At 72.7% G+C, this 21,355-nt stretch carries 19 protein-coding genes; 16 read left to right on the plus strand and 3 right to left on the minus strand.

Translation table 11 applies throughout. The annotated features are described in order from the left end of the window. Positions 1 to 69 precede the first annotated feature (69 nt). The 12 genes from Nocox_RS15295 to Nocox_RS15350 all read left to right on the plus strand — a co-directional run bounded on the left by Nocox_RS15295 (position 70) and on the right by Nocox_RS15350 (position 11,147). Entirely contained in the window at positions 70 to 1,110 is a 1,041-nt protein-coding gene (locus Nocox_RS15295; RefSeq protein WP_020545482.1) for an LLM class F420-dependent oxidoreductase, read from the plus strand. 383 nt (positions 1,111 to 1,493) lie between these two features. Beyond that, positions 1,494 to 1,754, plus strand: a complete 261-nt coding sequence (gene tnpA, locus Nocox_RS15300) for an IS200/IS605 family transposase (protein ID WP_425517772.1) — start codon at positions 1,494 to 1,496, stop codon at positions 1,752 to 1,754. Further along, positions 1,747 to 2,931, plus strand: coding sequence for an RNA-guided endonuclease InsQ/TnpB family protein (locus Nocox_RS15305; RefSeq protein WP_026214837.1), 1,185 nt, complete (start codon positions 1,747 to 1,749; stop codon positions 2,929 to 2,931). The genes tnpA and Nocox_RS15305 overlap by 8 nt, the downstream gene beginning before the upstream one ends. 108 nt (positions 2,932 to 3,039) lie before the next feature. Next, the gene (locus Nocox_RS15310; protein ID WP_246649867.1) at positions 3,040 to 3,891 is read left to right on the plus strand and encodes a dicarboxylate/amino acid:cation symporter; all 852 of its coding nucleotides are present in this window, start codon (positions 3,040 to 3,042) and stop codon (positions 3,889 to 3,891) included. Beyond that, positions 3,851 to 4,240 (plus strand): hypothetical protein, encoded by a 390-nt coding sequence (locus Nocox_RS15315; protein WP_084685811.1) that lies wholly within the window; start codon positions 3,851 to 3,853, stop codon positions 4,238 to 4,240. Before Nocox_RS15310 ends, Nocox_RS15315 begins: the two co-directional genes overlap by 41 nt. 87 nt (positions 4,241 to 4,327) lie before the next feature. Next, positions 4,328 to 6,043 (plus strand): serine/threonine-protein kinase, encoded by a 1,716-nt coding sequence (locus tag Nocox_RS15320; protein WP_020545487.1) that lies wholly within the window; start codon positions 4,328 to 4,330, stop codon positions 6,041 to 6,043. 67 nt (positions 6,044 to 6,110) lie between these two features. Next, entirely contained in the window at positions 6,111 to 7,148 is a 1,038-nt protein-coding gene (locus Nocox_RS15325; protein WP_020545488.1) for a M24 family metallopeptidase, read from the plus strand. Between the two features lie 26 nt (positions 7,149 to 7,174). Continuing rightward, positions 7,175 to 7,735, plus strand: a complete 561-nt coding sequence (efp, locus tag Nocox_RS15330) for an elongation factor P (protein ID WP_020545489.1) — start codon at positions 7,175 to 7,177, stop codon at positions 7,733 to 7,735. 1 nt (position 7,736) lies between these two features. Next, entirely contained in the window at positions 7,737 to 8,147 is a 411-nt protein-coding gene (nusB, locus tag Nocox_RS15335) for a transcription antitermination factor NusB (RefSeq protein WP_020545490.1), read from the plus strand. A gap of 348 nt (positions 8,148 to 8,495) precedes the next feature. After that, the gene (locus Nocox_RS15340) at positions 8,496 to 9,215 is read left to right on the plus strand and encodes a methyltransferase domain-containing protein (RefSeq protein WP_020545491.1); all 720 of its coding nucleotides are present in this window, start codon (positions 8,496 to 8,498) and stop codon (positions 9,213 to 9,215) included. Between the two features lie 54 nt (positions 9,216 to 9,269). After that, positions 9,270 to 10,511, plus strand: a complete 1,242-nt coding sequence (dinB, locus tag Nocox_RS15345) for a DNA polymerase IV (protein WP_020545492.1) — start codon at positions 9,270 to 9,272, stop codon at positions 10,509 to 10,511. Between the two features lie 228 nt (positions 10,512 to 10,739). Then, complete coding sequence (locus tag Nocox_RS15350; RefSeq protein ID WP_026214838.1) at positions 10,740 to 11,147, plus strand: DUF3040 domain-containing protein; 408 nt, start codon at positions 10,740 to 10,742, stop codon at positions 11,145 to 11,147. 126 nt (positions 11,148 to 11,273) lie between these two features. On the opposite strand, the gene Nocox_RS15355 is transcribed toward Nocox_RS15350, so the two are convergent. Genes Nocox_RS15355 through Nocox_RS15365 form a run of 3 tightly spaced genes read right to left on the minus strand, consistent with a single transcriptional unit; the run spans position 11,274 to position 16,108 of the window. Further along, on the minus strand, positions 11,274 to 13,745 hold the full coding sequence (locus Nocox_RS15355) for a transglutaminase TgpA family protein (protein ID WP_020545494.1): 2,472 nt from the start codon (positions 13,743 to 13,745) through the stop codon (positions 11,274 to 11,276). A gap of 10 nt (positions 13,746 to 13,755) precedes the next feature. Beyond that, positions 13,756 to 15,018: a DUF58 domain-containing protein gene (locus Nocox_RS15360; RefSeq protein WP_020545495.1), complete on the minus strand. Its 1,263-nt coding sequence runs from the start codon at positions 15,016 to 15,018 to the stop codon at positions 13,756 to 13,758. 52 nt (positions 15,019 to 15,070) lie between these two features. Beyond that, positions 15,071 to 16,108 (minus strand): AAA family ATPase, encoded by a 1,038-nt coding sequence (locus tag Nocox_RS15365; protein WP_084685813.1) that lies wholly within the window; start codon positions 16,106 to 16,108, stop codon positions 15,071 to 15,073. Positions 16,109 to 16,527: 419 nt separating this feature from the next. Between Nocox_RS15365 and mraZ the strand changes: the two genes are divergently transcribed. The 4 genes from mraZ to Nocox_RS43045 all read left to right on the plus strand — a co-directional run bounded on the left by mraZ (position 16,528) and on the right by Nocox_RS43045 (position 21,346). Further along, on the plus strand, positions 16,528 to 16,959 hold the full coding sequence (gene mraZ, locus Nocox_RS15370) for a division/cell wall cluster transcriptional repressor MraZ (RefSeq protein ID WP_020545497.1): 432 nt from the start codon (positions 16,528 to 16,530) through the stop codon (positions 16,957 to 16,959). A gap of 217 nt (positions 16,960 to 17,176) precedes the next feature. Then, the gene (gene rsmH, locus Nocox_RS15375; protein ID WP_033410358.1) at positions 17,177 to 18,142 is read left to right on the plus strand and encodes a 16S rRNA (cytosine(1402)-N(4))-methyltransferase RsmH; all 966 of its coding nucleotides are present in this window, start codon (positions 17,177 to 17,179) and stop codon (positions 18,140 to 18,142) included. Further along, the gene (locus tag Nocox_RS15380) at positions 18,132 to 18,758 is read left to right on the plus strand and encodes a hypothetical protein (RefSeq protein ID WP_020545499.1); all 627 of its coding nucleotides are present in this window, start codon (positions 18,132 to 18,134) and stop codon (positions 18,756 to 18,758) included. Before rsmH ends, Nocox_RS15380 begins: the two co-directional genes overlap by 11 nt. 854 nt (positions 18,759 to 19,612) lie before the next feature. After that, entirely contained in the window at positions 19,613 to 21,346 is a 1,734-nt protein-coding gene (locus tag Nocox_RS43045; RefSeq protein ID WP_485020631.1) for a peptidoglycan D,D-transpeptidase FtsI family protein, read from the plus strand. Positions 21,347 to 21,355: the final 9 nt, after the last annotated feature.

Consider the following 21,355-nt stretch of genomic DNA (forward strand, 5'->3'; position numbering starts at 1 on the left):
GTCCGAGAGCCGACGCGATAGCCTGTTCGCGTCGAAACGGAACATCATTCGGTTCTAGGGGAGCCCGGCATGCGCATCGGTATGGCAATCAACTACTCGGGCGGCTTCAAGGAGACCGTCGCCGAGCTGGCGGACTACGAGAAGGCCGGACTGGACATCGTGTTCGTGGCCGAGGCCTACAGCTTCGACGCGGTCAGCCAGATGGGCTACATCGCGGCGAAGACCGAGCGGCTGCAGATCGCCTCCGGCATCCTGCCGATCTACTCGCGCACGCCGACGCTCCTGGCCATGACCGCCGCCGGGCTCGACTTCGTCTCCGACGGGCGCTTCACGCTCGGCATCGGCGCGTCGGGGCCGCAGGTGATCGAGGGCTTCCACGGGGTCCCGTACACCGCGCCGCTCGCGCGTACGCGGGAGGTCATCGAGATCTGCCGCCAGGTGTGGCGGCGCGAGCGCGTGGAGCACCAGGGCCGCTACTACCAGGTGCCGCTCCCGCCCGGTCAGGGCACCGGCCTGGGCAAGCCCCTGAAGATCATCAACCACCCGGTGCGCCCCCGCATCCCCATCGTGGTCGCCGCGATCGGCCCCAAGAACGTCGAGCTGGCCGCCGAGCTGGCCGAGGGCTGGGAGCCGATCTTCTACGTGCCGGAGAAGGCCGGCGACGTGTGGGGCGAGGCCCTGGCCGCCGGCAAGGCCGGGCGCGACCCCGAGCTGGGCGAGCTGGACGTGATCGCGCAGGCGTCCCTCGCGATCGGCGACGACGTGTCCGGGCTGCTGGAGTTCGGGCGGCCGATGGCGGCCCTCTACATCGGCGGCATGGGCGCCAAGGGCAAGAACTTCTACAACGACCTGGCCCGGCGCTACGGCTACGAGAAGGAGGCCGAGGTGATCCAGGACCTCTACCTCCAGGGCAAGAAGGACGAGGCCGCCGCCCAGGTGCCGGCCGAGCTGCTGGAGAAGATGTCGCTGGTCGGCAGCGAGGGGTTCGTGCGCGACCGGGTGCAGGCGTTCAAGGAGTCGGGGGTCACGACGCTCAACGTGGCGCCGCTGGGCCGTACGCACGAGGAGCGGGTCCGGCTCATCGAGCAGATCAAGGAGATCGCCGGCTGACCGATCGGGTGAAGTGAATCACCCTTCCTGGAAGGAATGCTCCGGGTCCCACCGGCGTTGTGCCGGCTGCACACGTCGCTGTGTCGCTGACCGTACGACGCCGCGACCACTGACAGCCTCACAAGTCCGGAGCTTTCCTCCTATCAGCGTGCAGTGACCCGCATGGTCCGCACATCAGAGATCTCCGTTCGTCACATGCTAGACGGGCGGTGCTTCTATGATGATCGCGTGTTGGTCAGGCACGCACTTCTCCCGGTGCGGCGTATGACCTCGGGTACCACGTGGTGTGGTGCCCGAAGTATCGCCGCCCGTCCTTGTCGGCGGGTGAAGGACCGGCTTGAGGAGTTGATCCGTGCCAAAGCCGGCGAGCACGGCCGGAGATCGTGTCGCTTGAGGTGATGCCGGACCACGTACATCTGTTCGTCAAGCCCTGCCCGAAGAACTCGCCGTCGTATGTGGCCGGCCAGTTCGAGGGCTTCACCTCCCACCACCTGCGCGCCGAGTTCGGGCACCTGCGCTCTCGACTGCCCACACTGTCGTCGCGGTCCTACTTCGCGGCCACGGCCGGTGCGGTTCCGGCCGAGACGGTGCAGCGCTGTATCGAGACGCGGTACGAGCGGCCCGAAGGCGGTGGCCGTGCGTAGGTCGTACAGGTTCCTGCTCCGTCCCACGAGCAGGCAGGCCGCCGCGCTCGCCGCGTGCCTGGAGGACCACCGCACGCTGTACAACGCCGCGCTGGAGCACCGCCGCACGGCCTACGCCAAGGCGGGCGTGAGCGTACGGTACGGCGACCAGTCGGCCGAGTTGAAGCACATCCGCGGCGACGACCCCGGCGGGCAGGGCCGGTGGTCGTTCTCCTCCCAGCAGGCCACGCTGCGCCGTCTGGACAAGGCGTTTCGCGCGTTCTTCGACCGGGTCAAGGCCGGGCGTACGCCGGGCTACCCTCGGTTCAAGGGGCGGGGCCGGTTCGACACGGTCGAGTGGCCGAAGGACGGCGACGGCTGCCGGTGGGACTCCCAGCCCGGGCACCCGGCCGCGACGTTCGTGCGCCTTCAGGGCATCGGGCATGTCCGGGTGAACCAGTACCGGCCAGTCAGAGGCCGGGTGAAGACGATCAGTGTGAAGCGGGAGGGCGCGCGCTGGTACGTGGTGCTGTCGTATGACGACGTGCCCGCCGAGCCGCTGCCCCCTGCGGGCGCGGTGGCCGGGATCGACATGGGCGTCGCCTCGCTGGTCACCACCAGCGACGGCGGCCGGGTGGCCAACCCGCGCCACCTCGCCGCGACCGCCGATCGCCTCGCGGCGGCGCAGCGCGACCTCGCCCGCAAGAAGCGGGGCTCCAAACGCCGCCGCAAACAGGTGGCCCGTGTCGCCGCGCTGCACGCCAAGGTCCGGCGGCAACGCCTCGACCACGCGCACAAGGCCGCGCTGGCGCTGGTCGGCGACTACGACCTGATCGTGCACGAGGACCTGCGGATCGCGAACATGACCCGCTCGGCGTCCGGCACGATCGAGGCCCCCGGCTGCAACGTCGCCGCCAAGGCAGGTCTCAACCGTTCGATCCTGGATGCGGGCTGGGGGGTGTTCCTGACGATCCTCGCGTACAAGGCTGAAAGCGCCGGTCGCAAGCTGATCGTGGTGAACCCGGCCGGCACCTCCCGCACGTGCGCCCGCTGCGGGCACTGTGCGAAGGAGAACCGCGTTTCCCAAGCTTCGTTCGTCTGTACGGCGTGTGGACATGCCGCGCACGCCGACGTGAACGCGGCGGTCAACATTCTCAGGGCAGGGCTTGCCCTTCGCGACGCTGCGGAAGCGGCTTAGCGAGAAGCCGCTCCCTTCAGGAGCGGAGGAGTCACGAAGAGATTCTCCTTCTCGCTCCAGCTCCTCACCGGCCTCGCCGCCGGCGTCGCGCTGGGCTTCGCCGCCAGGATCTGGGACGTGACCTGGCTGGCCGAGACCCTGAGCAGGGTCGGCCAGATCTTCGTCCAGCTGCTCAAGCTCGCCGTGCCGCCGCTCGTCCTCACCGCCGTGCTGGTCAGCGTCGCCAACCTGCGCAACGTCAACGGCGCGGCCAGGCTCGCCGCCAAGACGCTGATGTGGTTCCTGATCACCGCCGCGGTGTCGGTGGCCCTCGCCATCGGGCTCGGCCTGCTCATCGACCCGGGCCGCGGCGTCACCCTCGACACCGGCGCGGCCAGGGCCCCCGAGCACGCCGGCACCTGGCTCGACTTCGTCACCGGCATCCTGCCCACCAACGTCGTCACCGCCTTCACCGAGGTCAACGTCCTGCAGATCGTCTTCCTGGGCGCCGTGCTCGGCGCGGCCGCCCTGGCCGCGGGGGAGAAGGCAGAACCGGCCCTCGCGCTCGCCCGGTCGGTGCTGGAGCTGGTCCAGAAGGCGCTGTGGTGGGTCATCAGGCTCGCGCCGATCGGCACGGCGGGCCTCATCGGCAAGGCCGTGTCCACGTACGGGTGGGACCTGCTCGCGCCGCTCGCCAAGTTCAGCGCCGCCGCAGCCGCTCGACGACGGCCCGGCCGGGACACGGCGGGCGCCGGAGCCGGTCGCGGCCTGACCCGGGGCACTGGGCGGCGGGCGCGGCCGCCTCTACGCTCCGTTCGTGGCGGACATCAGCTACCTCGAAGCGTGGCGCATGTGGTTCGGCGACGTCCAGGTGAACCAGCACACGATCCACGGCTGGTCGATCCTGGCACTGGGGCGCGCGGGCAAGGTCGTCTCGTTCTTGGCCGGCCTGACGATCATCCTCGACATAGCCGGTCATGACCGCCTCACGTCCGCCGCCGCCTGGCTGCGCCGTGAACGCGACCGCGCCGACCTGCCGCTCTTCGTCCTGCTCCTTTCCGGCTGGTGGTTCGCCCTGGCGGCGCTCGCGCCGGACTGGCGGGCGCCGAACTGGGTCGTCGAGGTGCTGGTCATGATGGCCGTCGGGCTGACAGGGACCGTCGCCGGCGCGTACGCCACCGTGTTCGTCTGGCTCGGCGCGCGCCGGCTTACCGGCTGGGGGCTGGCGAAGCTGGCCGGGTGGCTGGAGCATCCGCAGGCGGTGCACTTCCGCGTCCTGTCGCTGGCCGCGCTGGTGATCGGCTTCCACTTCGACATGCTCTCCTCGTGACCGGCCATCGTGCGACTTCGGAGGCACGTGGGGCTTTGGGGCCCTATGGTGGTCGGAAATCATGATGTACGAGTGTTTGGCGGGGATATGTCCGACGCGACGACGCCGGCGTTGATAGCCGACCGGTACCGGCTGGAGGAGCGCATCGGCTCCGGGCCGGTGGGCGAGGTGTGGCGGGGCTACGACACCCGCGCCGACTGGGTCGTGGCCGTGAAGCTGCTGCGGGGCGCAGGAACCCCTGAACTGCTCCGGCAGCACGCCCAGGCCGTGGCCAAGGTCATCCACCCGAACGTCGCCATGGTGCTGGACGTCGGCGAGCACGACGGGGCGCCGTACCTGGTGATGGAGCACCTCACGGGCCCCAGCCTCGGCGAGGAGCGCGAGGCCGCGGGCGGCACCCTCGGCGTGGTGGAGACGTGCGACCTGGTCGCGCAGGCCGCGGCCGGCCTGGACGCCGCGCACAGGGCCGGGGTGGTGCACGGCGAGATCGACCCGGACAGCTTCCGCAGGGCCGGCAGCGGGGTGCTCAAGGTGGTCGGCTTCGGGCTCGGCGGCACGGCAGCGCCCGGCGGCGACCCCCGCTACCTGGCGCCGGAACGGGCCGCCGGGGACGAGGCCCGCCCCGCCGGCGACGTGTACGCCCTGGGCTGCCTCTGCTACGAGCTCCTGTGCGGACGCCACCCCTTCGCCGACGCCCCCGGCGGCAGCGGCCCGGCCGGAGAGGACGGCCCGCCCGCCCCGGGCAACGACGCCCCCGCCGCGGGGGACGCCTCGGCAGCGCCTGCCGCAGGGGAGCGTGGCGGGGGGCCGGTGCCGCCCAGCGCGATCAGGGCCGGGGTGCCCGCCGAGCTGGACCGCCTGGTGCTGGCCATGATCGCGGACGATCCCGCGCGCCGCCCGGCCGGAGGTGAGACCATCCGCCGCGCGCTGGTGGCCATCGCCCACCCCCGCGCCAACCCCGACGCCCCGGCGGCCCCGGCCGGCGTGCCCGTGACCGGCGCCATGCTGCGCGACGGCATCCCCGGCGGCCCTGGCGGTCCCAGCGGCCCTGGTGGTCCCAGCGGCCCTGGTGGTCCCAGCGGCCCTGGTGGTCCCAGCGGTCCTGGCGGTCCCGGCGTCTCCTCGGTGGCCCGTGCCGGTGACACCGCCGTCTACCAGGCCGGTGACCTCACGCCGGAGGAGGGGCCGCGGCAGCCGGCGCGTGGCGGCCGGAGGCTCGTCGTCCAGCTCGGCGCGGCCGTGGCCGCCATCGTCGCGGTGACCCTCGGCATGGTGCTCTGGGCGAACGCCGGCGGCGACCCCGACGAGAGCGGCCCCGTCGCGGTGGCCACCCCCAGCGACGAGCTGACCACGGCCGCCGTGCCGGGACAGACGCCCACCACGACGTCCGACTGGCCCACCGGCGAGCCCCCCAGCCCGTCGGCCCAGGCGTCCCCGGGCAACGTGACCACCTTCGGGCCGGACTCCGAGCCGCCCGGCGCGCTGCGCGAGACGCCCCCTGTCCGCGGCACCCTCCGCCCGGACCAGGAGCCGCCCGGCGGCTGGGGCCGGTGGCTGGCCGCGTTCGACGAGGCGGTGCGGCACCAGGTGGGCACGAACGGCATCAACCCGGACGTCGCCGCCAAGGCCCAGGACAAGCTGCGCAAGGCGGCCGGCAAGTACGCCGCCGGCCACCGCGAGGCCGCGGCCAAGGAGGTCGCCCGGGTCTACCGCGACCTCCAGCACGCCCAGCGGAAGGGTGACATGGAGCCGACCGGCCCGCTCGCGGAGTTCATGCGCGAATGGGTCGTCCCGGACCGCTGACCCGGCACGCCGCCGGCTCGGCGGGCCCGCGCCGCGCCAGGTGCGGCAGGGGTCGTAGATTGGCGGGATGACCTTTGATCACGCGGCGCGCCTGGCGCGGCTCGCCGCGCTGCTGCCCGGCCGCGAGGTGCCGGCGCTCCTCGTCACCTCCGCGGTCAACGTCCGCTACCTGACGGGCCTGGCCAGCTCGAACGCGGCCGTCCTGGTCCGGGCCGACGGCTCGGCGCTGCTCGCCACCGACAACCGTTACATCGGCAAGGCCCGCACCCTCGGCGTCCCGGTGGTCGAGGCGTCCGACGTCGCGGCCCGGCTGGCCGAGCCGGGCGCGGGCATCGAGGCGGCGAACATGTCCGTCGCCACCTACCGCAGGCTGGGCCTGGAGCTGGTGCCGCTCGGCCCGGTGGTGGAGGAGCTGCGCGCGGTCAAGGACGACGCCGAGCTGGAGCTGCTGCGCACCGCCTGCGCCATCACCGACCAGGTGTTCGCCGACGTGTCGGCGCGCGTCGTCCCCGGCATGACGGAGCGCGAGCTGGCCCGGCTGCTGGAGAACCGCATGACCGAGCTGGGCGCCGACAAGCCGGCGTTCGACTCGATCGTGGCCGCGGGCGAGAACGGCGCGATCCCGCACCACGCGCCCACCGACAGGGAACTGCGCGCCGGCGACCTGGTGACGATGGACTTCGGCGCCCGCTACCAGGGCTACCACGCCGACATGACCCGTACGGTCAGCCTCGGCCCGCCCGCCGCCTGGCAGCGCGAGCTCTACGACCTGGTCGCCGCCGCGCAGCGGGCGGGCAGGCACGCCCTCGCGCCCGGCGCGGCGGCCGGTGACGTGGACCGCGCGGCGCGCTCGATCGTGGCGGAGGCGGGCCACGGCGAGCATTTCCGGCACGGGCTCGGGCACGGCGTCGGCCTGGAGATCCACGAGGAGCCGTTCCTGGGCCCCTCGCGTACCGGTAGACTAGAGGATCGAGTTCCGATCACCGTCGAGCCCGGGGTCTACCTCCCCGGCCGAGGCGGCGTCCGGATCGAGGACACCCTCGTGACCCGTGCGGGCGGGCCGGAGCTTTTCACCAAGACGACCAAGGAGCTGCTCGTCCTTTAGAGCGGCCGCACGCGGGAGAAGAACGAGTGGCGACGACCAACGACCTCAAGAACGGCATCGTGCTGAAGCTCGAGGGCGGTGAGCTCTGGAGCGTTGTCGAGTTCCAGCACGTCAAGCCGGGCAAGGGCGGCGCGTTCGTGCGCACCAAGCTCAAGAACGTCCTCTCCGGCAAGGTCGTCGACAAGACCTTCAACGCCGGCGTGAAGGTCGACGTGGCCAACGTCGACAAGCGCGAGATGCAGTACTCCTACCGCGACGGCGACGACTTCGTCTTCATGGACACCGAGACCTACGACATGGTCAACGTGCCCGCCTCCACGGTCGGCACCGCCGCCAACTACATGCTGGAGAACACCACGGCGACGGTCGCCTTCAACGAGGGCGCCGCCCTCTACGTCGACCTGCCCGCCGCGGCCGAGCTCACGATCGCCAACACCGAGCCGGGCCTGCAGGGCGACCGCTCCACCGGCGGCACCAAGCCCGCCACGCTGGAGACCGGCGCGGAGATCAAGGTCCCGCTGTTCATCACGACGGGCGAGAAGGTGAAGGTCGACACCCGCACCGGCGAGTACCTCGGCCGGGCCTGAGGTGTCGGCACGCGGCAAGGCGCGCAGGCGTGCGCTCGACATCCTCTTCGAGGCGGAGTTGCGCGGCGAGGACCCGCTGAGGATCCTCGCCGAGCGTGTGGAGCGGCAGGAGCCCCCGGTCAACGAATACACCTCGACCATCGTCGAGGGCGTGGCGCGGCACCGCCCGCGCATCGACGAGCTGATCACCACCTACGCCGAGGGCTGGACCCTCGACCGCATGCCCGCGGTCGACCGCAACCTGCTGCGCGGCGGCACCTACGAGCTGCTGTGGATGCCCGACGTCCCCGAGGGCGTGGTGATCAGCGAGTGGGTGCACCTGGCGGGTGAGCTGTCCACCGACGAGTCCCCTCAGTTCGTCAACGGGCTGCTGGCCAGATTCAAGCAACTCAAGCCAAGCCTCACCCTTTAGAGACCCGTCGAAACCGGTCGTTTCGGGGTAGCCTCCAAACACAGCGACCGCTCGGCCGTGGGGGCGCGGGCGGCATGATCGCGTACGGAGAAGTGGCGCGTCACCAGCCGCGACGCGCCCCTTCTGCGTATCCCCGCCTGTTCTCCCCGTTTCCCGCCTGTTCCCCCGGCCCTCCTCGCACTGCGTTCGCCGCTGCCCCCGCTGTCGCCCGCGGGGGCAGCGGACGATGCCGGCACCGCGTAGGCTGGGGCGCGTCCGCGAAGGAGCCCGCCGCGAAGCAGCAGCTCGCGGGGCGAGAGGGAGGCGAGCCCAACGTTGCGTGCTGAAAGCGTCACGAGGACCCCGGGGGTGCGCACCGCCGTCGTCTGGGACGCGCTGCGGTCGGTCCTGGCCGAGCGGACCGCGGCCACCGGCCGCGAGGCGCTCGACATCGTCGACGCCGGCGGGGGCACCGGCGGCTTCGCCGTGCCGCTGGCCGAGCTGGGCCACTCCGTCACCGTGGTCGACCCGAGCCCCGACTCGCTGGCCGCGCTGGAGCGCCGGGCCAAGGAGAAGGGCGTGGGCGTGCGTTCGCTGCAGGGCGACGCCGACGCCCTGGGCGAGCTGATCCAGCGTGACAGCGCCGATCTGGTGCTCTGCCACAGCGTCCTGGAGTACGTCGAGGACCCCCTGAGTGCGCTGACCGCCGTCGCGGGCGTGCTGCGCAGGGGCGGCGCCGTCAGCGTGCTGGCCGCCAACCCGGTCGCCAGCGCCATCCACCGCGCTCTCGCCGGGCAGTTCGACGAGGCGCGGGCGGTGCTCGGCGACCCGCGGGGGAGCTGGGGCGAGCGCGACCCCACGCCCCGCCGCTTCACCGCCGGGGCGCTGGCCGAGCTGCTGGGCGCCACCGGTTTCGCGGTCGGCCCGGTCCACGGCGTGCGCGTCTTCTCCGACCTGGTGCCGAGCCGGCTGGTGGACGGCGAGCCCGGCGCGGCCGAGTCGCTGGCGGCGCTGGAGCAGGCCGCCGCCGCGCATCCCGTGCTGCGTGACATCGCGACCCAGCTGCACGTGCTGGGTCACCGCGCCTGAGCGCCCTCAGGGGCGTCCCTGGTATCGAATTCGTGTTCGGATAGAATCGACGGCGTGTCCCGTAAGCAGATCACCGGCATCGGCCCCGCTCCGCGCACCGGGGCCGATGACAGCGGCTGCCCGATACTCCACGTCGACATGGACGCCTTCTTCGCCAGCGTCGAGCTGCTCGAACGCCCCGAGCTGCGCGGCCGCCCGGTCATCGTGGGCTCGCCCGCCGGGCGCGGCGTCGTGCTCAGCGCCACCTACGAGGCCCGCGCCTACGGCGTGCACTCCGCGATGCCGATGAGCCGGGCCCGCCGGCTCTGCCCGCAGGCCGTGATCATCCCGCCCGGCCACGGGAAATACTCCGAGGTCTCCAAGGGCGTCATGGAGATCTTCCACGCGATCACCCCGCTGGTCGAGCCGATCGCCTCCGACGAGGCGTTCCTCGACGTCGGCGGCGCCCGGCGGCGGCTCGGCCCGCCCGCCGCCATCGCCGCGATGATCAAGGAGCAGGTTCTCGACCGCTACGGCATCACGTGCTCGGTGGGCGTGGCCTCCAGCAAGTTCGTGGCCAAGCTGGCCTCCAAGCAGTGCAAGCCCGACGGCCTGCTGGTGGTCCCGGCCGGCGAGGTGGTGGCCTTCCTCCACCCGCTGCCCGTGTCGGCCCTCTGGGGCGTCGGCGAGCGCACCGAGCAGTCCCTGGTCCGCCTCGGCATCCGCACCGTCGGAGACCTCGCCAGGGTGCCGCCGGGCACGCTCCAGCGCGAGCTGGGGCAGGCGGTGGGCGGCCACCTGGCGGCGCTGGCCTGGGGGCGCGACGAGCGCCAGGTGAGCGCGCACGTGCCCGACAAGAGCATCGGCAACGAGGAGACCTTCGCCACGGACGTCGACGACCCCGGCGTCATCAGGCGCGAGCTGCTGCGGCTGTCGGAGCGGGTGGCCGCCAGGATGCGTAAGGGCGGACACGTGGGAAGAACTGTAAGTGTGAAGCTTCGCCGAGCCGATTTCACGACGATCACGCGCTCGCGCACGTTGCGTGAGCCGACCGACGTGGCCCAGGTGATCTACGCGACCGCCTGCGAGTTGTTCCAGGCCGCGGGCCTGGAGCGGGTGCGGCTGCGCCTGGTGGGGGTCCGGATGGAGAACCTGCGCCCGGCGGAGGAGGCCACCAGGCAGCTCAGTCTCGGCGAGCGGGAGACCGGGTGGCGCGAGGCCGAGCAGGCGATGGACAAGGCGATCCGGAGATTCGGTCCCGATGCGGTGGTCCCAGCATCGCTCGTACGTGGCAAGCTTGATGAAATAGAGACATGACGCCGATGTCCCTACTTTGTGGTAAGCCGGGATCGCGATTTTGGGGAGAGGGGGGCGAGATGGGCCACAATGGAGCCATGACGTCACCTCCGGTTTGGTCTGCGTTGGACGTTTGCTTTCGCCTACGTCTACAGCCTCGTATTCTGGGGATAACCGACCGCGAGGTTCGGACACCCCGTGTCGTCCGTTGCCGTCTTCCCCGTCCTGGGGCTGTCCTTGGGAGGCGCCGTGCCGCTCTCTGAGCACGAGCAGCGCTTGCTCGACCAGATCGAGCAGGCCCTCTACGCCGAGGACCCGAAGTGGGCCAACACCGTAAGGATCAGTGACCCGCGCCGTCACTACAAGCGTCGCCTCGTCAAGGCCACCATCGGCTTTGCCCTCGGCGTCGTCGTCATGATGGTCGGCGTCGTCGTGAGCGGCAATGCTCTGATCCCCCTCGGCGTCGGCGGTTTCGTGGTCATGCTCGCCGCGTGTCTGTGGGGCCTGTCGAGCTGGAAACGTATGAACGGGTTCGGCGACACCCCGCCGGCCGCCCCCGGGCAGGCCGCGCCGGGCAAGCCGGTCCGCCGGGCCAACCGGGGCACCTTCATGGAGCGCATGGAGGAGCGCTGGCGCCGTCGGCACGACGAGCGCTGAGCCCGCCGCCCCGGTGACGGGCGTCCCTCGGGGCGCCCCCTGACGCGAGTGAGCGTGCGGCCCCTCCCCGACGGGGGAGGGGCCGCACGCTCACTCATGTTCCCGTAGCCCTTGCCGGGCGGCCGGTCAGGAGCCCTTCTCGGCGGCCGTGCGGCGCAGCCTGATGTTCTCCAGCAGGTCGAACCCGTCCAGCAGCCGCTCGCCGAAGCCGCGCAGCCGCCGCAGCGTCGACGGCGGCAGCAGCACCGCCCGGATCCGCCGCCGCCGCGACACCGTCGCCGCGACGGCCTGGCGCACCGTCCGCAACTCCTTGCGCAGCGGCCCCGCGGGTCCCGGGTCACGGGCGAACAGCGCCCGCTCGACGGCCGAGGCGATGGCCGACAGGGCCGCCGCCGCGTCCGCGCCGAACTCGTACTGCTGGACCAGCCGCCGCGCCAGCGCCCGGGGGGTCTCGCTGGTGTGGCGGGCCAGGCCGTAGTCGTACAGGACGTCGTCCAGCTCGGCCCAGGCCGCCGCGACCGGCGGGACGCGCCCGTCGCCGGCCGCCCTGGCCGTCACTCCCGTCACCTCGTCCGGCGGCGACGTCGCCTGCCGGTTCAGCGCCCGTACCCGGCGGTTCCTGGTGACCAGCCGCGCCGCCGCGGGGATCAGCAGGACCAGCAGCAGCCCGGCGAGCCCGAGGCCGACCTTGCCGATCACCGGCGTGGACTCCTCCGTCGCCGGCAGGCCGCCCGCCAGGAGCTGGCTCTCCCGGTCCACCGCGCGCGGGTTCTGCTGCGAGCCGGGGGCGATCGCGTCGCCGTCCGCCGGGCTCGTCGCGCCGGGCGTCGGCGTCGAGGAGTCGCCGGTGGACTCCGGCGCCGGCACCGAGTACTCCGGCGCCCGCGCGCTGCCCTGCCCCAGCGACCCCGCGGGCGTCGGCTCGAACGGCAGCCAGCCCACCCCGTCGAAGTACAGCTCCGGCCACGAGTGGGAGTCGTTGGTCCCCACCTGCCACCGGCCGCCGACGACGCTCCCGCCGGTGTAGCCGATCGCCACCCGCGACGGGATGCCCATCAGCCGGGCCAGCACCGCCATGGACGCGGCGAACTGCTCGCAGTAGCCCGTCCTGCTGTGCAGCAGGAAGTCGGCGAGCGCGGAGTTGCTGTGCCCCTGCGTACGCAGGTTGTAGGTGAAACCGCCGTCCTCGGTGAACCACTTCTGCAGCTTCACCGCCGCCTCGTACGGCGAGGAGGCGTCCCCGGCGATCCGCCGCGGCAGCGCCCGGATCTCGGCCGGCAGGTTGCCGGGCAGCGCGAGGAAACGCCGGTCCACCGCGTCCCGGTCGAACGGCAGCGACTCCAGCAGCGTGCGCGTCGGCGCCGGCTCCGACGTCAGCACCCGGTAGCCCAGCCCCGCCGCCTCGTCGCGGGTGGAGAAGACCATCAGCGTGTCCACGTCGGCCCGCCAGTCGCCGTCCACCTGGATCTCGCGCGGCGGGTACGGCAGCGGCAGGAACTTCAGCTCCGCGATCTCGTCGCTGATCTCGATGTCGGTCGTCACGTTCGTGACGTCGGTCCTCCCGGTCAGGCCGGGCGGCGCGGGCAGCGGGCCGTTGTCCGTCCTGTTGGCGGGGGCGCCCTTCGGCTGCGTCATGCCGAACTGCTGGCCGTCGAACGTGTCGAGCGTGTAGATCCGCAGGTAGCGGGGCTGGTTGTCGTTGCTGGCGTAGGTGAGGACGACGCGCCGCTCGGGCAGTTCGAGCTGGCCCTTCAGGTTGGCGATCGGGTTGGGGATGCTGATGGAGTTGCCGCGCCCGCCCGTCCCCGTGCCGCCCACACCGAACTGGAAGAACGACACCGGCTCCATCGCCGGCAGCAGCGCGGGCACCAGCACGGCGAGCGCGATCGCGGCGAACCCGATCCGCTTGCCCGACAGCCGCAGCCCGCTCGTGTCGGCCGCCGCCGCCGGCCGTGCCGCGACGGCGTTCCGTTCCTGGCCTCCCGCCTGCGGCGTGGCCGCCATGCGGGTCCTGCGTACCAGCACCGCCCGGCCCCAGTGGCCGATCCGCTCCCGCCCGTCGGCGACCAGCAGGCCGACGAAGCCGAACGCGGCGATGATGAACGCCGGCCAGCTGATCGGGTCCGGCAGGATCGTCGCCGGGACCGTCGCGAGCGCCAGCAGCGGCAGCCCCGCCAGGGCGGCCCGGCGCAGCCGCGCCGCGAACAGGTCCACGAGGATCGCGATGAGCGCGATCCCGCCGGTGGTCAGCAGCACGATGCCCTCGGTGTTCGGCACCGGGGCGGCGAAGCGCTGGATGTCGGCCCAGCCGGTCCCGAGCAGCCGGCCGAGCTCCACCACCGACTCCTTCGTCGGCACCGCCAGCCCCCACGCCTCCTCGGCGGAGAAGGACATCGTCAGGTAGACCCACGTGGCGGCCAGGGCCAGGGCCGGCGCCGCCCACGCCGGCAGCGACAGGCGGCTGCTCACCAGACCGGCGACCACCACGGCCAGCACGGCGCCGAGCGACGACCAGAACCACGTCCCGCCCTCGAACAGGGGGTAGAGCAGGATGGCCGCGGTGAACGTGGCCGCCCCCGAGGCGATGGTCAGTCTCATGTCCTCCCCCTCACGCCGGGCCTCCCGCCGGGTTGAGCACGTACCGGCCGCGGTTGGCGGCGTGCTGCCAGACCGACGCGATCGACGCGCCCGCGGGCAGGTCGACGATGCGCCAGCCGTACCCGGCGAGCACCGCCCGCACGGCCTGATGGTCGTCGGCCGAGCCGGGCCCGCCGCCGTCCCAGGTGTCGACGCCGAGCAGCACGGCGACGCCGGTGATGCTGCTGTGCCGCAGCCGGGCCAGCTCCCTCGCCTCCTCCGGCTCCAGCGCGCCGAGCACGGCCACGATCAGCCCGTCGCCGCCGCCCTGGCGCAGCGCCGAGACGCCCATCTCCAGGGAGCGGGCCGGGCTCTGCCGGATCACGGCGAGGGTGTCGAGCAGCGAGTAGCTGAGCCCGCTGTCGGTCAGGTGCTCGGCCCCCTGGTCGGTGACCAGCCGCAGGCCCAGCCCCTCGTGGGCGAGGTGCACGCCGATGGAGGCCGCGGCCGAGACCGCCACCTCGAACGACGAGCGCGGCCCCTCGCCGCGGTGCGCGTGCCGGCGGGTGTCGAGCAGGAGCGCGCCGCGGCTCTGCCACTGCTGCTCCTCCCGCCGCACCATCAGCTCGCCGCGCCGGGCGGTCGAGCGCCAGTGCACCCGGCGCAGGTCGTCGCCCTGCCGGTACTCGCGCGGCGCCACGTCGTCGTCGCCGGCCGCCGCCACGCTCCGCGTGCGGCTCTCGCCGCCGCCCGACCACTCGCCCGACAGCCGTACGTGCGGCAGCGCCGCCACGTGCGGGGTCACCACGAGCGTGTCGCTGATGGTGAACGAACGGGTCAGCTCCACCAGCCCGAACGGGTCCGCGATGCGGATGGACAGAGGCCCGATCGTGTAGCGGCCCCGCAGGTCGGAGCGCACCCGGTAGTCGATCTCCCGCACGCCGCGCGGCTCGACCCGGTCCAGCACGAACCGGGGCCGCACGCCCAGCGCGTACGGGACCGTGTCCTCGATGAGCAGCAGCCCGGTGGGCAGCCGGGTGACGTTCTCCAGCCGCAGGGTCACGGTGGCCTCGCCGCCCACCTCGGCCCGCGGCGGGTCCAGCCGCCGGGCGCAGCTCAGCCGGTAGCGGGTCCGCGCCACCACCATGGCGGCCAGCAGCGGCAGCGCCGTGATGAGCACCCCGATCCTGAACAGGTCGTTCTCGCCGAGGAAGAACGCCATCAGCAGGGCCGCGATCCCCGAGGCGAGGAACGAGCGGCCCCTGCTGGTCAGCGCCCGGAGCCCGGCCCTCATGACGTGCCGCCCGCGCCGTGCGGCCCGGAGGCGTGCGCGCGCCGCCGGCCCATCAGCGGCCCCGCGTCTCCGGCACCGGTACGCGCCTGATCAGGTCGGCCACCACCTGTTCGGGCAGCCGGCGCTGGCCCTGGGCCTCGACGCTCGGCAGCAGCCGGTGCGCCAGTACGGGGATCGCGAGGTCCTGAAGGTCGTCGGGGATGACGTAGTCGCGGCCGGCCAGGGCGGCGTGCGCCCGCGCCGCGCGCACGAGCTGCAGCGTGGACCGGGGCGAGGCGCCCAGCCGCAGGTCGGGGGAGTGGCGGGTGGCGACGACCAGGTCGATGGCGTACTTCTTGACCGGCTGGGAGACGTACACGCCGCGCACGGCCTCGATGAGCGCCCGCACCTCCGACGTGGTCGCCACCGGCTCCAGCTTGTCCAGCGGCGAGGCGCCGCCGTGCACGTCGAGCATCTCCAGCTCGGCCGTGGGCTCGGGGTAGCCCATGGCGACGCGGGCGGTGAAGCGGTCGCGCTGCGCCTCGGGGAGGGGATAGGTGCCCTCCATCTCGATGGGGTTCTGGGTGGCGATCACCATGAACGGCGCGTCGAGCCGGTACGTCACGCCGTCCACCGTCACCTGGTGCTCCTCCATGCATTCGAGGAGCGCCGACTGCGTCTTGGGGGAGGCGCGGTTGATCTCGTCGCCCACCACGATGTTGGCGAAGACCGGGCCCGGCTTGAACTCGAACTCCCGGGTCTGCTGGTTGTAGGCGCTCACCCCGGTGATGTCGCTGGGGAGCAGGTCGGGCGTGAACTGCACGCGGCGTACAGGGCAGTCGATGGAACGCGCCAGCGCCTTGGCCAGCATGGTCTTGCCGACGCCGGGGACGTCCTCGATGAGCAGGTGGCCCTCGGCGAGCAGGACGGTGAGGGTGAGGCGGACGGCGTCGCCCTTGCCCTCGATCACCGACTCGATCGCCTCGCGGATCCGGTGGGCCACGCTGACCAGCTCGTCGAGCTGGGGAGGGACGTCATGGGTTACTGCCACCAGGCCTCCATGAGAAGTGCGACGGCCGTCCCGGCGTTGCCGTTGCGGGAGCCATGCCATTCCTTTTCCATTGTGTGTACGACCCTACGACGCTGTGGGTTGTCGAGCGACATTTGTGGATATTCAAGGGAACCTGGGCGATGTTCCCGATTTGGTGGCGCCGGGGTCCGCGTCCTGTGACACACTGACCCGCGCGCCGCCCCACTTTCCTCCACGCGGCCCTTCCCGCGCCGTTCCCGAGCCGCCCTGGCCCGCGTTCCCCGGCTCCGCCGAAGTCTCGACACGCCCATGAGAGTTGACCGCGCCCGCACCCCCCACCGCTCCGCCCCACCCCTCTGACCTGCGGTAACGCAAGGGAAACCGATGATGAAGACGGTTCGAATCAGTTGACGGTGGGGAGAAGTGGAGTATGGTGGTGCGCAGTGGAGGGCCCGGTGCACCAGCGCTGAGCGCTTCACTAGGCACGGGAGGTGGCGCCGATGTTCCTCGGCACCCATCACCCGCGCCTCGACGACAAGGGACGGCTGTTCCTGCCGGCTAAGTACCGTGAGGAGCTGGCGGAGGGTCTTGTGATCACCAAAGGCCAGGAGCGATGCCTCTACGTCTTTCCCGTGGAGGAGTTCCAGCGCATTACCGAGGCTCTCCGGACCGCCCCGGTCACCGCCAAGGCGGTGCGTGACTACAGCCGCGTCTTCTTCGCCAGCGCGTCCGACGAGACGCCGGACAAACAAGGACGCATCACGATCCCGCAGAGCCTGCGCCACTACGCGGGCCTGGAGCGTGACTGCGTCGTCATCGGAGCCAACACCCGGCTGGAGATCTGGGACTCCCAGGCTTGGGAGACCTATCTCAGCGAACAGGAGCAGGCGTTCGCCGATCTGTCGGAGGAGGTGCTGCCAGGGATCTTGTGATGTAGCCACGGTCGATCCGTCGGAGCTGTCGTTCGGCGAGGTCTCCACCCGCAACCACTGCCGGTCAACTGATGCACCTTCCCCGGTGTCAGTGGACGGGCGTCCACGAAGAGGGTGCGGATGGGGACCTGGCCGGGCGGCGCCGGGTGGGGACCCAGAGAATCGGATCGATCGACACGCGTCATCCGCGAGTAAGGACGCGAAAGGGGGGTTGGAGATGCAGGACGACGTCGGCACGGGCGGTCACGTTCCGGTGATGCTCGGCCGCGTACTGGAACTGCTGGGCCCCGCGCTCACCGGCCCCGAGCCCGTCGTGGTCGACGCCAACCTCGGCCTGGGCGGCCATTCCGAGGCTTTGCTCGCGGCCCACCCGTCGCTTCACCTGATCGGCATCGACCGCGACCCTTTCGCGATCGAGCACTCCACCCGCAGGCTCAGCCCGTACGCGGAGCGGATCACCCTGGTCCACGCCTCCTCCGGCGACCTGCGGGAGGTGCTCGCGCGGACCGGGCGCCCCGTCGTCAACGGGGTGCTGTTCGACCTCGGCGTGTCCTCGCCGCAGCTCGACGAGGCCGGGCGGGGGTTCGCCTACTCCTACGACGCGCCGCTCGACATGCGCATGGACACCGAGCAGGAGCTGACGGCCGAGACGGTGGTCAACACCTACTCGGCCGCGGAGCTGACCCGCGTCCTGCGCGTCTACGGCGAGGAGAGATTCGCCCCGCGTGTCGCGAGCCTGATCATCAAAGAACGGGCCAAAGAGGCAATAACCTCGACTAAGCGGCTTGCGGACATCGTGCGTGACGCGATCCCCGCCGCTACCCGGCGCACCGGGGGAAACCCCGCCAAGAGGACTTTTCAGGCGCTGCGCATCGAGGTGAACGCGGAGCTGTCCGCCCTGGAGGCGGCGCTGCCCGCGGCGCTCGACGCGCTCGCCCTGGGTGGTCGAGTCGTCGTGCTCTCGTACCACTCACTCGAGGACCGGCTCACCAAGCAGGCCCTCACGGCGCGAACCAGGGACACCAGCCCCCCCGGGCTGCCCGTCCCCCTGGAGGCTCACCAGCCCAGGTTCCGCCTGCTGACGAGGGGAGCGGAGCTCCCGAGCGAAGAAGAAGTCGCCCGCAACCCGCGGGCGACCTCGGCCCGGCTACGGGCGGCAGAGAGGATCCGTGTTGACGACTGAGCAGGAGACCGGCCCGGTCACGGCCGTGCGCCGCGCGGCGCCCGCGGCAGCGTCCAAGGTGGGGTCCAAGACGGGAGCCAAGACGGTTCCCCGGACCGGCGTGCGCCGCTCGCCGGCCCCGCACCGGTCCAAGCCGCATCCGCCCGAGCCGCAGCAGCCGAAGGCGGGCACCCGCACCGAGGCGCGCCCCGGCACCCGTCCCGACGCACGGCCCGGCAGCCGCACCGACGCGCGTCCGGGCACCCGTACCGAGGCGCGGCCCCAGGCGGCGGGCAGGTCCGCGCGCGGCCAGGCCAGGCCCGCGGGGGCGCGGCGGCCCGCGCGACGCCAGCGCACGCCGTTCGTGCTGCTCGTCGTCGGGCTGATGTCCGGCGGCCTGGTCAGCCTGCTGCTGCTCAACACCATGCTCGCGCAGGACGCCATCACCGACGCCAAGCTGCGCGAGCAGATCGCGGTCGCGCGGCAGGAGAACGAGAAGATCGAGCAGGACTACCAGCGCAAGACCCAGCCCGGCGTCATCGCCGAGCTCGCCGAGCAGCAGGGGCAGCACCCCGACTGGGACGGCGTCAACGGCTGGAACGGCGACCAGGCACACCAGGCGGACACGGAACGGTGAGGGAATCAGGCGGCAGGGGGCAGGGACCCGGCCGCGGCGCTGGCGGCGCCGGCTCTCAAGGAGGGCCCGGCGCCGCTCGTCGTACGCCGGGCGGACCGGGACGGGCGGGGCGTCAGGGCGGCTCCGCCCGTTCGGAGGGGACGGGCCGCCCGGCGTCGCCGGACAACCCGCCCCGGCAGCCGCGCAAACGGCCCGACCCGCTGGACCTGCCGTTCGGGCCCGACGACGACCCCCGCGCCCGCCCGCCCCGCGACGACGACGACCTCCCGCCCTCCGACGACGCCCCGCCCACCCCCGGCGACCGCCGCTCCCCGCGGGGCCGCCCCCGCCCGGACACCGGCCGCACCGGTGGCACGCGCGGCCGTGGCGACGACGAGCCGGGCGCTCGCCGGCGGCCGCCCCGTGAGGACGACCGCCCCCGAGGCCGCGCCGCCGCCCAGAGCCGCGACCCCGGCCCACGCACCCGCACCCCCGGCAGCCGCGACGACGCCGGCCGCGACGACCACGGGCGGTCGCGGCGCGTCCCCGCCGACCGGGACCACGACCGCATGCGGGGACGGGTCCAGGACCGCGACGACCGGCGGACGTTCCGGGAGGGGCGCGCGGGCGAGGCGCGGACCCGGGGACGCCAGGACGACGCTCAGGACCGTGGCGGCCGCGACGACGACGCGCGGGCGCGCGGGCGTCAGGACGACGACGGCGCGCCGCGCCGTCCCCGGCCGGGCGAACGTGACCGCGTCCCGCCCCGCCGTCCCGCCGACGGCCCGAGGGGCCCGCGCGGCGGGGACGTGCCGCCGCCGAGGGGCCCGGGCCGCCGCCCGCCGGCCCCGCCGCGCCCGCCGAAGCCGCCGTTGGTGCTGCGGCTCGGCAGCCCGCGCCGGCGCATCAACATCGGCCTGATCGGCATGACGTTCGTGCTGTCCATCTTCGCCGGCCGCCTGATCCAGATGCAGGGCCTCGACTCCAAGGTGTACGAGGCCGCCGCCGTCGACCAGCGCCGGCACGTCGAGACGATCCCCGCCAAGCGCGGCTCGATCACCGACGTCAACGGCCACGACCTGGCGGTGACGGTCGAGGCCCGCGAGCTGTCCATCGACCCGTCCAAGATCACGGATGTCGGGGTGCGCGCGAAGGTCGCCAAGGTCCTCGCCCAGCAGCTCGGCAAGAGCGAGCAGGACATGGCCGCCAAGCTGGCCCGGGTCGACACCCGCTACCAGCGCCTGGCGTCCGACGTCGACCCGGTCGTGGCGAGCCGCCTGCTGCGGGCGTCCATCCCGGCGCTCAGCGCGAAGAAGACCTACCGCCGCGTCTACCCGGCGGGCGACCTCGCGGGCAGCCTCATCGGCTTCGTCGGCGACGAGGGCAAGGGCCTGATCGGGATCGAGCGCACCAGCAACAAGCTGCTCGCCGGCCGCGACGGCCGGCAGCGCGTGGAGACCGGGCGCGACGGCCAGCGCATCCCGATGACCAGCAGCCAGCGCACCGCCCCGGTCAACGGCCAGGACGTCAGGCTGACCATCGACCGCGACGTCCAGTGGGCCGCCCAGAAGTCGATCGCCGACCAGGTCGAGGAGTCGGGCGCCGACAGCGGCACGGTCATCGTCATGGACGTGCGCACCGCGCAGATCGTCGCCATGGCCAACGCCCCCGAGCTCGACCTCGGCAACTGGCGTTCGGCCCCGGCCTCCAGCCAGATCAACAAGGCCGCCGCCGACGTCTTCGAGCCGGGCAGCACCAACAAGGTCATCACGGCCGCCGCCGCGCTGGAGGCCAGGATGGTCACCCCGGACACGGTGTTCAGGGTGCCCGACCGGATCAAGTGCTACGACCGGGTGCTGCGTGACGCGCACGCGCACGCGGCCGAGTCGATGACGTTCCGGCAGGCGATGGCCGAGTCCAGCAACGTGGCCACGGTCATGGCCGCGCGCAAGGTCGGCAGCGCCCGCCTGTACGCGATGCTGAAGGCGTTCGGCTTCGGCAGCACGCCGGGCGGCGGGGTGCCGGGCGCCGAGGCGGGCCTGCTGCCCGACTACCGCAAGTGGTCCGGCAGCCAGAGCTGCACCGTCGCCTACGGCCAGGGCGTGTCGGTGACCGCGCTGCAGATGGCCAGCGTCTACCAGACCATCGCCAACGGCGGCGTCAAGATCGAGCCGCAGATCGTGGCGGGCACCACCGACGCCTCGGGCCGTCACGTGCCGGCCGCGCCCGGCAAGCAGACCAGGGTGGTGAGCGAGACCACCGCCAAGGAGATCACGACCATGCTGGAGAGCGCCGTGGGCGAGGAGGGCACCGGCCATCTGGCCGCCATCCCCGGCTACCGGGTGGCGGGCAAGACGGGCACCGCCAACCGCTACGACGCCGCCCTCGGCCGCTACGACGGCTACACTGCGTCCTTCGTCGGGTTCGCGCCGGCCGACGCCCCGCGCCTGGTGGTGCTGTCGGTGCTGCAGAACCCGAAGAACGGGCACTTCGGCGGGCAGCTCGCGGCCCCCGTGTTCAAGGATGTGATGACGTTCGCCATCAAGAGCAAGAAGATTCCTCCCACAGGCTCCACCGTGGCTCCGGTGCGTACGCGCACCGGGGAGTGACCAGGGAAG

This window comes from Nonomuraea coxensis DSM 45129 (genome assembly GCF_019397265.1).
Classification (GTDB): Bacteria; Actinomycetota; Actinomycetes; order Streptosporangiales; family Streptosporangiaceae; genus Nonomuraea; species Nonomuraea coxensis.

Coding starts and splice junctions, on each gene's coding strand:
- Nocox_RS15295 (WP_020545482.1), top strand. CDS start 70: ATGCGCATCGGTATGGCAATCAACTACTCGGGCGGCTTCAAGGAGACC.
- Nocox_RS15320 (WP_020545487.1), top strand. CDS start 4,328: ATGTCCGACGCGACGACGCCGGCGTTGATAGCCGACCGGTACCGGCTG.
- Nocox_RS15325 (WP_020545488.1), top strand. CDS start 6,111: ATGACCTTTGATCACGCGGCGCGCCTGGCGCGGCTCGCCGCGCTGCTG.
- Nocox_RS15355 (WP_020545494.1), bottom strand. CDS start 13,745: ATGAGACTGACCATCGCCTCGGGGGCGGCCACGTTCACCGCGGCCATC.
- Nocox_RS15360 (WP_020545495.1), bottom strand. CDS start 15,018: ATGAGGGCCGGGCTCCGGGCGCTGACCAGCAGGGGCCGCTCGTTCCTC.
- Nocox_RS15365 (WP_084685813.1), bottom strand. CDS start 16,108: ATGGCATGGCTCCCGCAACGGCAACGCCGGGACGGCCGTCGCACTTCT.
- mraZ (WP_020545497.1), top strand. CDS start 16,528: ATGTTCCTCGGCACCCATCACCCGCGCCTCGACGACAAGGGACGGCTG.
- rsmH (WP_033410358.1), top strand. CDS start 17,177: ATGCAGGACGACGTCGGCACGGGCGGTCACGTTCCGGTGATGCTCGGC.